Origin of the sequence: Herbiconiux moechotypicola (genome assembly GCF_024979255.1) — a bacterium.
Classification (GTDB): domain Bacteria; phylum Actinomycetota; class Actinomycetes; order Actinomycetales; family Microbacteriaceae; genus Herbiconiux; species Herbiconiux moechotypicola.
This window is the reverse complement of the sequence record NZ_JANLCN010000004.1, coordinates 105435-118050: the sequence shown is the minus strand read 5'-3', so window position 1 is coordinate 118050 and position 12616 is coordinate 105435. Positions and strand designations below refer to the sequence as shown.

12 protein-coding genes are annotated in these 12616 nt (G+C 71.6%); 10 read left to right on the top strand and 2 right to left on the bottom strand.

What is annotated here, in order from left to right; all coding sequences use genetic code 11:
- Positions 1–2 precede the first annotated feature (2 nt).
- The 9 genes from N1031_RS07685 (at position 3) to N1031_RS07645 (ending at position 8436) form a co-directional block, all read left to right on the top strand.
- Entirely contained in the window at positions 3–1115 is a 1113-nt protein-coding gene (locus N1031_RS07685) for an ABC transporter substrate-binding protein (protein ID WP_259479030.1), read from the top strand.
- A gap of 125 nt (positions 1116–1240) precedes the next feature.
- Complete coding sequence (locus N1031_RS07680; RefSeq protein WP_259479029.1) at positions 1241–2050, top strand: ABC transporter permease; 810 nt, start codon at positions 1241–1243, stop codon at positions 2048–2050.
- Positions 2047–2883 carry an ABC transporter permease gene (locus tag N1031_RS07675; protein WP_259479028.1) on the top strand — a complete coding sequence of 279 codons (837 nt, stop codon included), beginning with the start codon at positions 2047–2049 and terminating at the stop codon, positions 2881–2883. The genes N1031_RS07680 and N1031_RS07675 overlap by 4 nt, the downstream gene beginning before the upstream one ends.
- A complete protein-coding gene (locus tag N1031_RS07670; protein ID WP_259479027.1) occupies positions 2880–3638 on the top strand; it encodes an ABC transporter ATP-binding protein in 759 nt (252 codons plus the stop codon). Before N1031_RS07675 ends, N1031_RS07670 begins: the two co-directional genes overlap by 4 nt.
- Before the next feature lie 86 nt (positions 3639–3724).
- Positions 3725–4300: a GTP cyclohydrolase I gene (gene folE / locus N1031_RS07665; RefSeq protein ID WP_259479026.1), complete on the top strand. Its 576-nt coding sequence runs from the start codon at positions 3725–3727 to the stop codon at positions 4298–4300.
- 1 nt (position 4301) lies between these two features.
- A complete protein-coding gene (locus N1031_RS07660; RefSeq protein WP_259479025.1) occupies positions 4302–5099 on the top strand; it encodes a creatininase family protein in 798 nt (265 codons plus the stop codon).
- Positions 5096–5830 carry an SDR family NAD(P)-dependent oxidoreductase gene (locus N1031_RS07655; protein ID WP_259479024.1) on the top strand — a complete coding sequence of 245 codons (735 nt, stop codon included), beginning with the start codon at positions 5096–5098 and terminating at the stop codon, positions 5828–5830. Before N1031_RS07660 ends, N1031_RS07655 begins: the two co-directional genes overlap by 4 nt.
- Positions 5830–6843: a LacI family DNA-binding transcriptional regulator gene (locus tag N1031_RS07650; RefSeq protein WP_259479023.1), complete on the top strand. Its 1014-nt coding sequence runs from the start codon at positions 5830–5832 to the stop codon at positions 6841–6843. Before N1031_RS07655 ends, N1031_RS07650 begins: the two co-directional genes overlap by 1 nt.
- A 132-nt stretch (positions 6844–6975) precedes the next feature.
- The gene (locus N1031_RS07645) at positions 6976–8436 is read left to right on the top strand and encodes an autotransporter outer membrane beta-barrel domain-containing protein (RefSeq protein ID WP_259479022.1); all 1461 of its coding nucleotides are present in this window, start codon (positions 6976–6978) and stop codon (positions 8434–8436) included.
- Positions 8437–8460: 24 nt separating this feature from the next.
- On the opposite strand, the gene N1031_RS07640 is transcribed toward N1031_RS07645, so the two are convergent.
- Both N1031_RS07640 and N1031_RS07635 read right to left on the bottom strand, forming a co-directional pair.
- Positions 8461–9120, bottom strand: coding sequence for a response regulator (locus N1031_RS07640; protein WP_259479021.1), 660 nt, complete (start codon positions 9118–9120; stop codon positions 8461–8463).
- A 182-nt stretch (positions 9121–9302) separates the two neighbouring features.
- A complete protein-coding gene (locus tag N1031_RS07635; protein WP_259479020.1) occupies positions 9303–11597 on the bottom strand; it encodes a sensor histidine kinase in 2295 nt (764 codons plus the stop codon).
- A gap of 116 nt (positions 11598–11713) precedes the next feature.
- Between N1031_RS07635 and N1031_RS07630 the strand changes: the two genes are divergently transcribed.
- Entirely contained in the window at positions 11714–12595 is an 882-nt protein-coding gene (locus N1031_RS07630) for a hypothetical protein (protein WP_259479019.1), read from the top strand.
- The last annotated feature ends 21 nt before the right edge of the window (positions 12596–12616 follow it).

Below are 12616 nucleotides of genomic sequence, written 5' to 3'. Positions count from 1 at the left end.
TCATGACAATCACCCGCACCACCTCACCCACTCGCTCCCCCCGCCCCGCCCGCCGCATCCGCCGCCTCACCGCGGCCGCCACCGGCCTCGCCCTGGCCGCCGTGCTCGCCGCCTGCTCATCGAGCGCACCGGCAGCCACGTCGACCGCGAGCGCCGACGGCTTCGGAGACGCCGGCATCGCCCTCAGCTGGATCAAGAACTACGAGTTCGCCGGCTACTTCTACGCCGACCAGGACGGCGACTACACCGACAACGGCTTCGACTCGGTCGACATCATCGCCGGCGGCGGCACCACGAACTCGTGGGACAGCGTGCTCGCCGGCCAGGCCACGATCGGCCTCGCCTCCGACCTCACCGGGGTCACCGGTGCGATCGAGGACGGCGCCCCGCTGAAGATCATCGGCGCCCAGTTCGTGAAGAGCCCCGTGGGCTTCGTCTCGCTCGCGGGCAACCCGATCTCGTCGATCGACGACCTCGCCGGCAAGACCATCGGCGTCGACGCGGGCGGCAAGCTCGCCGTCGAGGCCGTGCTGCGCGCCAACGACCTGCCCGAAGACACCGTCACCTTCGTGTCGGTGCCCAACGGCATCGACCCGCTCATGAACGGCGACGTCGACGCGCTCATCGGCTTCCTCACCAACTACCCGCTGGCCGTCGAGGCCGCGGGCGGCGACGCCGTCACGCTGAGCTTCTCCGACGCCGGCTACGCCCAGATGGGCGACGCGGTCGTGGTGTCGACGGATGCGCTCGAGAACGACCGCGAGGCCGTCAAGGCCCTCATGAAGTCGGTCATCGAGGGCTGGAACACCGCCCTCACCGACGGCCCGCAGGGCATCGCCGACATCGCCATGGAGTACGGCGGCTCGGAGAACGACCTCGACCCGGCCCTGCAGCTGAGCTCGGCGACGGTGCTGCCGTCGTTCATGCTCACCGACGAGACCGTCGCGAACGGCATCTTCACCATCTCGTCCGACCTCGCCGACCAGGCCGTGAGCTCGCTCGCCGCCGCCGGCATCGACACCAGCGCCGACTCGCTGTTCGACCTCTCGCTGCTGCAGGAGGTCTACGACGAGAACCCCGAGCTCATCCCGGGCTTCGAGGTTCCGCAGCAGTAGTCCGCCGCAACCGTGACAGGATGCGGGGGTCGCCCCTCGTAGGCGACCCCCGCATCCGGCACCACCCGATCCACCTCGCACCACCGCACCGCCCGATCCACCGCACGTCCACCCAGGAGCATCCGATGCAGACACGCCGCAGCGCACTCGCGCCCGCCCTGCTGGGCCTCGGCGGACTCCTCGTCATCCTCGTCGTCTGGCAGCTCGTGGCCGTGTTCGCCTTCACCCGGCCCAACGGCAGCTACGGCGCCGTGCCCCCTCCCCTCGCCGCCTTCGAGCGGGTCGCCGCCGACCTGGTCGACCCCGCCTACTGGGCCGGCATCGGAGCCACCGCCGGCGCGGCCCTCACCGGCTACCTCATCGCCATCGCCGTGGCGCTCGCCCTCGGTGTGCTCGTGCTCCTGCTGCCCCGGCTCGAGGCCTTCGCCACCCAGCTCGGCGTCGTGGCCGCCTGCGTGCCCGTTGCCGCCATCAGCCCCATCGTGGTGCTGCTCTCCCCTCCTGGCAGCCGCGCCGTGAGTGTGGTGCTGGCCCTGCTCGCCGTGGAGTTCCCCATGATCATCGGCGTGCTGCTCGGTCTCCGGGCCACCACGCCCGGCCAGCTCGACCTCGTGCACGCCTACGGCGGCGGCACCCTCACGGCCATCCGCAAAGTGCGCATCATCGCCGCCATCCCGGCCCTCCTCTCGGCGCTCAAGATCGGCGCGCCCGCCGCCTTCCTCGGCGCCATGACGGGAGAGTTCTTCGCCGTCGGCGTCGACTCCGGCGCCGGGCGCCTGCTCATCTCGCAGCAGTACGCCGGCGACTTCGTGGGCATGTGGGCGATCGCCATCCTGGCCACCGCGGTCTCGGCCCTCGGCTACGGTGTGATCGCCCTGGCCGCGCGCTGGCTCGCACCGTGGACCGCCCACAGCAGCACGGGAGGCCTCCGATGAGCGCGCGCCGACTCCCCCGCTGGGCCGTGACCCTGCTCACCACCCTCGTCACCCTGGTGGTGCTGCTGGCCGGCTGGCAGCTCGCCATCACCCTCACCGATGTGAGCCCCTACCTCACCAAGACCCCCCTCGACGTGTGGAACTACCTGTTCGTCGACGGAGCCTTCGACCCCGCCTCCGCGGCCGAGCGCCGGGCGGAACTGCTGCCGATGATCGGCGTCACCCTCTTCCACGCCGGTGTCGGCCTCGCCTTCGGGGTGTCGCTCGGCCTCGTGGGTGCGGTCGTCATGTCGGTGTCCCGCACGGTGCGGGCCACCTTCCTCCCGATCGCCCTCGTGCTGCAGACCGTGCCGCTCATCGCTATGGCGCCCGTCGTCTACGCCGTGTTCGGCTCGGGCGTGGTGACCGCAGCGGTCATCGCCGGTGTCGTCACCTTCTTCCCTCTGCTCATGAACGTCGGCGCCGGACTCGGTGCCGCCGGCGGCGACACCGTCGACCTGGTGCGCGCCTACGGCGGCGGCCGGCTCCGCCTGCTGTTCTCGGTGCAGCTGCCCTCGGCCCTGCCCTACCTGTTCGCGGGGCTCAAGATCGCGGCACCGGCCACCGTCTCGGCCGCCACGCTCTACGAGTTCCTGTTCTCGTTCGAGGGGCTCGGCGCCAACCTGCTCACGAGCAAGTCGTACTCCGACTACGGACTGCTCTGGACCCTGGTGGCCACCACCATCGCGCTCGCCCTCGCCGCCTACGGCCTCGTCGTGCTGCTCGAGCGGCTCGTGCTCGCCGGCCGCTTCCCCCCTGAATCCGCACTCGCCCGCCGAGGAGACTCCCGATGACCGACACCGGCGTTCAGCTGAGCGCACTCACCCGCAGCTTCACCTCCCGCGCGGGCACCGTGCAGGCGGTCTCCGACGTCGACCTCCAGACGCCGAAGGGCTCCTTCCTGTCACTGCTCGGTCCGAGCGGATGCGGCAAGTCGACGATCCTGCGCATCCTGGCCGGCCTCGACACCCCCACCAGCGGCGAGGCGACCGTGCACGGCCTGAGCCCCGCCGAGCTGCGCAAGGAGAAGTCGCTCGGCGTCGCCTTCCAAGACCACGCGCTGCTGCCCTGGCGGAGCGTGGAGAAGAACGTGCGCTTCCCCTTCGAGGTGGCCGGCGTGCCGGTCGACAAGGCCTGGGTGAGCGAGCTGCTCGGCCTCGTGGGCCTCGAGAGCTTCGCCGACGCGAAGCCGTGGCAGCTCTCCGGCGGCATGCGGCAGCGGGTGTCGATCGCCCGCGCCCTGGCGCTGCGCCCCAGCGTGCTCTTTCTCGACGAGCCCTTCGGAGCGCTCGACGACATGACCCGCCAGCGCCTCAACCTCGAACTGCAACGGCTCTGGATGGAGCAGGAGGCCACCACGGTGATGGTCACCCACGGCATCCAGGAGGCCGTCTTCCTCTCCGACTACGTGGCGGTGATGAGCCCGAGACCGGGCACCATCAAAGAGGTGATCGAGATCGATCTGCCGAGGCCGCGCACCATCGACCTCATGTCGACCCCCGAGTTCCACCACTACGTCGACCGGGCGACGCAGTTGCTGTTCCACTGACCGCCCTCCTTCGCCCCGAGACCGACCCGCTCCACCCCACGCTCCACCCCGAGCATCCGCTCAGAACCACGAAAGCAGGCACCACGATGGCCACCGCCTCCGCCCCCGACCTCCTCGCCGCCGAGCGCGCCGTGCGCGACTACATGGCCGCGATCGGCCTCGACGTCGACCACCCCACTCTGCTCGACACCCCGCGCCGCGTGGCCTACGCCGGCCTCGACCTCTACTCCGGCCTCGGCGGCGACCCCGCGAAGGCGCTGGGCGGCGGCGAACCGATCGAGGGCGTCTACCCCGGCCCCGTGTCGGTGAAGGACGTTCCGTACTCCTCCATCTGCGAGCACCACCTGCTGCCCTTCAAGGGCATCATCTCGGTGGCCTACCTGCCCGACCGCATGCTCGCGGGCATCGGCGACTTCGACGCCATGATCCGCGTGCTCGCCGCCCGACCGCAGATGCAGGAGCGGCTCGCCGACGAGATCGCCGAGACCGTGTCGAGCACCCTCGGCGCCAAGGGCGTGCTCGTGCACCTCACCGCCGAGCACGCCTGCATGTGGGCGCGCGGCGAGCGCACCGTGGGCGCCACCGCGCAGTCGCTGGCCTCGCGCGGCGTGTACGACGGCGGCGCCGACCGCGCCGAGGCACGCCTCCTGCTGGGGCTCTGAGATGGCGGCGTCGATGCGCTCGCCCGAGGTCGCGGGGCTGGCCGCCGCCGGCGGCGTCGCGGTGCTGCCCATCGGCGCCGTCGAACAGCACGGGCCCCACCTGCCGATCGACACCGACTCGGTGATCGCCACCGCGCTCGCCGAGCGCGCCGTCACACTCGCGGGCGGCATCGACGGGGCGCCGCCGCTGTGGCTGCTGCCCACCCTCTCCTACGGCCTCTCCCCCGAGCACGCGGGCCGGCCGGGCACGGTGTCGCTGTCGTCGACCACGCTGCTCGCGATCTGCCTCGACCTCGGCCGCGCGATCGCCGCCAGCGGCATCGCTACGCTGATCTTCGTGAACGCGCACGGCGGCAACCCCGATCTGCTACGGGTCGCCGCCCGCGACATCCGTGCCGACAGCGGAGTGACCACCTACGTGGTCCACGCGCCGGTGCTGCCGCTGCCCGACGGACTCGTCGCCGCCCAGCCGCGGCCCGAGCTCGACGTGCACGCCGGCTTCTACGAGACCAGCGTGATGCTGGCGCTCGACCCCGCATCCGTCCACCTGCCGTCGGCCGCGCCCGACGGGCTCGCCGTGGCCGGCGCGCTCGACGGGCTGTTGCACGTGTCGCTGTTCGGCGAGATCTCCCTCCCCTGGCACAGCGACGACCTCTCGGCCTCGGGGGTCATCGGCGACCCGACCGGTGCCTCGGCCGAGTGGGGGGCCAAGGCCCTCGCCGTGCAGGCGCAGAGCCTCGCCGAGGCGATCGTGGAGCTCGCCGGGTTCTCCTACCCCGCACCCGGCGGCGCGGCATGAGCCGCGTCTCCCCCGCCCGCCGCGTGCTCGTCGTCGGCGGCGCCGGCGGCATCGGCACCTCGATCGTGCAGCGCTTCGCCGAGGCCGGCGACGCGGTGGTCGTACTCGACCGCGCGCCGCTGCCCTCCGCGCTCGCTCCCGCCGTCGTCGCCGAGCTCGCCGTCGACATCGCCGACGCGGATGCCCTGATCGCCGCCGTCGGCGAGACCGAGTCGCTCCTCGGCGGGCTCGACGTGGTCGTGAACGCCGCGGGCATCCTGCGCATCACCCCGTTCGCCGAGACCACCCTCGAGGAGTGGGACCTCGTGCAGGCCGTCAACGCCCGCGCCGCCTTCGTGGTGGTGCGCGAGGCCGGCCGGCGGATGCTCGCGGCCGGCACGGCGGGGCGCATCGTGACAATCGCCTCGATGGCCGCGAAAGCCGGCGGCGTCGATGAAGCCGCCTACGCCGCATCCAAGGCCGCCGTGGTGGCGCTCACCCGGGTGGCCGCCCTGGAGTGGGGCCGCGCGGGCATCACCGTGAACTGCGTCTGCCCCGGCTACATCCCCACCGCGATGGGCGCCGACACCCGCACCGCCGACGACATCGCGCGGTGGGAGTCGCAGACCGCCGTGGGCCGGCTCGGCACGCCCGGCGACGTGGCCGGGGTGATCGCCTTCCTCGCCTCCGACGCTGCCGCGTACCTCACCGGCCAGGCGATCAACGTCACCGGCGGGATGGTGATGCACTGATGCCTTCGGACGGCCCTTCGCGCACTCCGACCCTCCAAGAGGTGGCGGCCGAGGCGGGCGTGAGCCTCGCGACGGCGAGCAACGCGCTCTCGGGCAACCGGGGCGTGAGCGCAGCCCTGCGCGAGCGCGTCGTCGAGGCCGCCCAGCGCATCGGCTACCCGCGCGGCGGGTCGGCCGCCCGGTCGCGCAAGACCGAGCGGGTGACGGTCGGCATCGTGCTGCCCGACGTGCGCAACCCCGCCTACGCCGAGCTCGCACACGCCTTCGAGCGCGAGGGCAAGCGGCGCGAGTGGTCGCTCGTGCTCGCGAGCTCCGACTACGAGCCCGAGAAGGAGCTCGAGGCCCTCGAGCGCCTCGTTCAGACCACCGACGGCGTGGTGGTCTCGCCCAGCCGGCCGCCACGGTCGGGGCTGCACCGGCTCACTGCGAGCCCCGTGCCGATCGTCACCTGCGACGAGCCGGCCGACTCCCCGCTCATCGGCGCCTCGGTGCGCACCGACAGCTTCGGGGGCGGCCGGGCCGCCGCCCACCACCTGGTCGACGCCGGAGGCACCCGCTTCGGGATGCTCGGCGGCGCCGGCTACCTCCCCTCCACCCAAGAGCGGCGCGAGGGCTTCCTCGCCGGGCTCCGCGACCGCGGTGTGCCCGACGAAGCCGTGCACGTGGTCGGCGACGTCTACGGCATGGACGGCGGGCAGTCGGCGATGTACGAGCTGCTCGAGCTCGACCCCACCGTCGACGCGGTGTTCGCGGTGAGCGACATGCACGCGGTCGGCGGGTTGTTCGAGGCCCAGCAGTCGGGGCGCAGCGTGCCGGGCGACCTGCTCATCTGCGGTTACGACGGCATCGGCTGGACCAGGCAGATCTCCCCCACCATCACCACCATCCGGCAGGACTGGGCGGCCATCGCCACCCGCGCCACCGACTACCTCGCGGCCATGATGAACGGTGGCGAGGGCGGCCGCGCCACCCTGCCCGTCGAGCTCGTCGTCGGCGAGTCCACGCGGCGCTGAAGCCCTGCGGCCAGCTGACCGGATGTGCCCTGTACGCGGGGCGTGGTGGGCGATATGCTCGCGCTCACGGCGTGGTGGAAGACGGTCATGACGCCGATCATCCGTGCTCCACCGACGACCGGAGGTCGACCTGTGTCCGATTCCCAGCAGCCTGTGCTCGACAGCACCGCCCTCGACAGCCCCGAGGCCGAACGGAGGTTCCCCCGCCGGCTGCTCTTCGCGGGCGCCGCCGCAGGCGTGGCGGCCACCGCCGCCGCGGTCGGTTCCGCCGAGCCCGCCGCGGCCGCGTCGGCGACGACACCGTGGATGCTCGGGGGGAACTCCGGCGTGACCACGAACAACTTCATCGGCCCCACCACATCGGGAGCCGCCCTCATCTTCAAGACGAAGGCGAACACCAGCTCCGACGTCAACGAGAAGATGCGTCTCAGCCCGCAGGGGCGGCTGGGGCTCGGAGTGACCGCGCCGGCCGCCCGCGTCGACGCGATCAGCAGCAGCATCGGCGTGCAGGGGGTCTGCTCCGCGTCGGCCTCCGCCGGCCGCGGAGTCGTCGGTTCAGCCCCGGGCGGTTACGGCGTCGAGGGCAAGTCGACGAACAACGTCGGTGTCAATGCAACAGGCGGATACGCGGGCGTCACGGCCAAGGGCACGACCTATGGGGTGCTCGCTTCGACGAACGGCTCCGGAATCTCGGGTTACTTCACCTCGGCCAGCATCGGAGCCCTCGGCAGCGGCACCACCTACGGCGTCTACGGCAGCAGCAGCAGCGTGGGCGTCTATGGATACGGGATGACCAACGGCGTCTACGGGAACAACCCGAACACCACCGGCACAGCTGTCTACGGCAGGGGCGGTCAATACGGTGTCGCAGGTGCCGACGGCAGCACAGCCGGCGTGCGCGGCGACTCCGGGTACGTCGGAGTGTGGGGGCAGGCCACGACCTACGGCACCTACGGCCTGGCCACGGGCACCAGCGGCCAGAACTACGGTCTCTTCGGCGAGACGCGCAGTCCCGACGGCTACGCCGTCTACGCCAACGGACGCATGCACGTGCAGGGCACCCTCTCCAAGAGCGCCGGCTCGTTCAGGATCGACCACCCCCAAGACCCGCAGAACAAATGGCTCTCCCACTCCTTCGTCGAGTCCCCCGACATGATGAACGTCTACAACGGCAACGTCACCACGGATGCGAAGGGCAAGGCCACCGTCACCCTCCCCGGCTACTTCGAAGCGCTCAACCGCGACTTCCGCTACCAGCTCACCGTTCTCGGCCAGTTCGCCCAGGCGATGATCTCGAAGAAGATCGCCAAGAACTCCTTCGAGATCGCCACCGACAAACCAGGGGTCGAGGTCTCCTGGCAGGTCACGGGCATCCGCCAGGATTCGTACGCGACCGCGAACCCGATCGTGGTGGAGCAGGACAAGACCGCCGCCGAGAAGGGAACGACCGTCTCCAACGCCCGCGGCACCGCGGCCGCCGCGCCGTTCAGCCCGCCGACCGCCGACGAGCTGCAGCTCCCGCCCGAACCGCAGCCGGTGCCGGCCCCCACCCCGCGGCCCACCGTGAAGTCGGCGCCCACGACCGCGCCCTGACGCTCGGCCCAGGCGTGACACGGTTCACCCGTCGAGGTACCCGTCCGCGGTCGCGACCCGGTTGAGGTCGATCTTCGTGCGCACGGGTCGCCCCGCCGACACGTACTTGAGCTTGACCCGCTCGATGTACTGCTTCGCCGTGTCGCGCTTCACACCGATCGCGCTCGCCACAGCGTCGAGGGTGAGTCCGGAGGCGTAGAGCACCAGTGCGCGCTCCTCCTGCACGCTGAGCTTGGGCCGCGCCGCATCTGCGGCGATGACCGCGGCGAGCTCCGAACTCATCCAGTGGCCGTCATGCAGCACCTCGTCGACGGCGGCGAGGATGTCGTCTTCACTGTCGCGCTTTCCCACGATGGCGCCGACGCCGGCCTGGAGCACCTGGCGCACCAGGGGCGGCGAGACCAGGGCCGAGAGCACCACGACCCGGAGCCCGTCGTCGATCAGTTCACCGAGCCGGACGGGGTCGACGCTCGGCCCGCGCTCCACCATGAGATCGAGCACCAGCAGGTCGGGCCGGTCGTCGGCCGCCGCGCCCGCCAGCCAGTCGATGAACTCGGGCATCGACTCCGCACTGTGCACCACGCGCATCAGCTCGCCGTCGCCGAGGAGCTCCTCGGTGCGCCGCCGCTGCAGCAGATGATCTTCGACGATGGCGATGCGCCACGCCCTCCCCGACTCCGTCACGCCGTCCACCCTCTCACGACGAAGGCTGTCCCCGCCGCATCGGGATGGGGTGCCGACGGCGGGAACAGCAGCCCTCGTCCGGCACGTCGTGGGGCCGAGTGCCGCGGGGCCTCCGGCTCACGATCGCCGGACTCCACGATCCTGGCGTATGCCGAGGACGGGCGCTGAGATCCGAACGGGGGTCAAACCCGGGTGGAATCCCATCTCGAACCGGACTCCTCGTCGTGCGACCTCGATCGCACGATCTCCAGCAGCGCCTGTTCCCCGAACTCGGTCGAACCGATGTTCCAACCGGCGCCTGCGGCGAACGCGGGCCGCGCCCGGGCAAGGTCGGAGGCGGGACCGACCACGGTGACTCTCGGCAGCCCTTCCACCTCGAACACGCCGACGACCAACGAGGCACCCGGCCCGGACCACTGCGCGATCTCCACGAGGAACCCGCCGAGCAGATCGGCGGAGGCCTCGTCGACGTCGAGGCCGCCGCCGCGGATGCTCACCCGCACCCTCCTCGAATGGGCCTCCCGCAGCATCCTCGCGTACCAGGCCCCGAGCCGGATCGTCGCCGGGTCGAGCAGCATCAGCTGGCGCAGGTAGGCCTCCTCGCGGCCGCAGAGCTGTTGCACCCCGCTCGATCCCGGGTCGAGCCTGCCGATGGCGAGCCCCCTGAGTACGTCGAGCGATGCGCTCAGTCCGGCCGCGCGCCAGCGGGCTCGGGAGACGTCGACCGCCTCGCGCATCACCGAGTCGCGCCGCATCGCCGAGACCTCGAGCGACTCGGCGTGCGCCCGGCGGCCGATGGTCGTGAGCCCCCGATAGAACAGGAACCACGCGACACCGATCAGCACCGGCACCGCACCGCCCACCACGACGATCGCGAGACCCATCAGCCCCTGGCCGCCCGCGACCATCGCCGCTCCGGCCGTGACCACGACGGTCACGACCAGGGCAGCGCACCCGAGTGCGAACGGGCGCGTCTGCCGGCTCAGCATGAGCAGGAGCACGAGCGGCACCGAGGGGCCGAGTGCCTGCCAGAGCCCCACATCGGCGGTGCCGAAGTCGGTGCCCGCGTAGCCGAGCAGGAACGCGGCCGGTGCCACGAGCACCGAGAGCGCGATGAGCACGGGCACCGCGGGCCTGAAACGGGCCAGGCCCACTACCAGAAGGGTGAGCACGAGGACGATCGCGAGCATCGCGGTCGTGCCGGAGGGGGCGACCGGGTCGTCTGCCAGCCGGAGGAGCACTCCCACGGCGACCACCCCGAACGACCACGACAGACCCGCCCGGCGCCGGATGGCCTCGACCGCGCGATCGACGTCGTCGACCGCGGTGTCGGCCGCTCCGCCGTCGGCGCCGAGAGGGCAGGTCATGGTGACGCGGGTGCCCCGCCCCGGCTCGCTGTCGATGGCGACGCGCACCCCGGCGTCGGCGAGCCTCCCCACCACCGACTCGGCCAAGCCGTGCCCCGGCCTCAGCCGTCCGTCGAAGCCCGACCCCTCATCCGACACTGTCACCTCGAGCGCAGCACCGTCGACGGTCACCTCGATGGCAGCGGCCCGGGCGCCGGAGTGCCGCTCGACGTTCTGCAGCAGCTCCAGCGTAGCCCGCGCGATCGCTTCGCGGGTGCCGAGCGGCACGGAGGCGGCGACGTACTCGAGCTCGTCGTCGCCCGGTCCACGCCTGGTCACAAGGAGTGGGTGGCCCGGCAGCGAGCCGGGCAACGACCAGCCGCGCGGTGCCGCGTCGTCTCCGCGCATCACCGATTCGAGCGCCTCGACATCACTCGCGCATCGCCGCCGAACCTCGTCGGCGTCGCGCACGGCGGCACCGCCGGCGGCGATCGCGCCGAGCGTGTTGACGGCGGTGTCGTGCAGGGTGCGCGCGTTCTCGGAGGTCGCCCGCCGGGCGGCCTCCGAGGCGGCGGCCTCCGCCACGGAGGCCTCCGCCTCCTGCGCGGTCTCGTCGATGCCGGCGGCGAACGCGCGCAACGCCCGCAACGCCACCTTGGCGACCAGCAGGATCGCTGCAGGGGTCACCGTCACCGCCACGATCAGGGAGATCGGCCACCCGGGGTGCGAGAGCAGCAGCACCGTCGGCATGCCGACCGTGGCCGCAAGGCAGACGACGGTGCCCAGCCTCCCGAGCAGGAACGCGGAGGCGATGAGGGCGAAATCCCAGGTCCATGCCGAAGCCAGGGCGAGAACGCCGTCGGCGCTGGCGGCGAGCACCCAGTCGGCGGCGGCGACGACGAAGGGGGCGAGTACCGGGAGGGTCGGAGGTACACGGCCGAGGAGCGCACCCAGCATGCCCGCCGCGACCAGCACGTGCAGCACGGCCACCACGATCGCCGGCGTGGCGTCACGATGATCGCCGACCACGATGACCACCGGCATCAAGAGGTTCCACACCAGGCACACCAGAAGGATGGCGCGCTGCAGCGCCCGCTCCAGGCTCCTGCGCGCCCAGCCCTGCTCGTCCACGGCAGCAGTCTGGCACGAGGCAGCGGAACAGCCGAAATGACCCCCGAACGGTGAACACCACCGGCTCATCACCGTCAATACGATCTGGGCACCGCAGAGATTCCCAGGGGGACACCATGACCGAGACCGACGCGAATGCGCCCACGCTGCCCGTGTCAGGAGGCATCGAACGACGTACCGTCCTCACCGTCGGCGCGTGGTCGGTGCCGGTCCTCGCGATGGCGGTGGCGGCACCCTCTGCAGCTGCGTCGACCGTCCCCGACTGCCGATTCGACGTCGTGCTCACGCCGTCCAGCACACCGTCCAACCCTCTCATCCTCCAGGCGACGAGCTCGTTCAGCGGCCAGGTCTACACCGTCGTCATCACCTCGACGATCAGCGGGGACACGACGATCGGCGAGGACATCGATGGCAGCTACGTCACCCGCAATCTCGCCCAGGACGGCTCGGGCATCAACGGGTCGATCGCCGCGGACGGAAGCGCCGACTGGGTCTACAGCGGATTCGGTCCGAGCGGTGCGATCGTGCTCAACCAGCGCACCTCGACCGTGGTCGGCGACGACACCCTGCCCGTGGCCGGCACCGATCGGCAGACGCTCTCCTTCGCCTTCTACGACGGCAGCAACACCCTCATCCCGAACGTCGGCGACTTCTCGGTGACCGTGTTCGACATCTCCTCCGCCGCCGACGCGACTCCGACCGGCTGGAGGCAGAACTACTGGGATGCCGTGGGGTTCAGCGTGACCCCCACGGCCATCACCAACGTCAGCAGCCCGTACCCGCTGGGCGGTGCCGGCACGGGAACGCTCGCCGACCCGTACCACCGGATCGATGGATCCCAGCCGACCGTGGGCGATCCCGAGATCGAGGATCGCTTCGACTTCGGCAGCTTCCCCTCGGGCGGGGAACTGGTCTACACACAGTACGACGGCCGGCAGGGATGGCACTTCATCGCCATCTCAGGGCTGCAATTCACCGTCGCGGAGTGCCTGCCGTGACCACTCCGGTCAGCTCCTGAG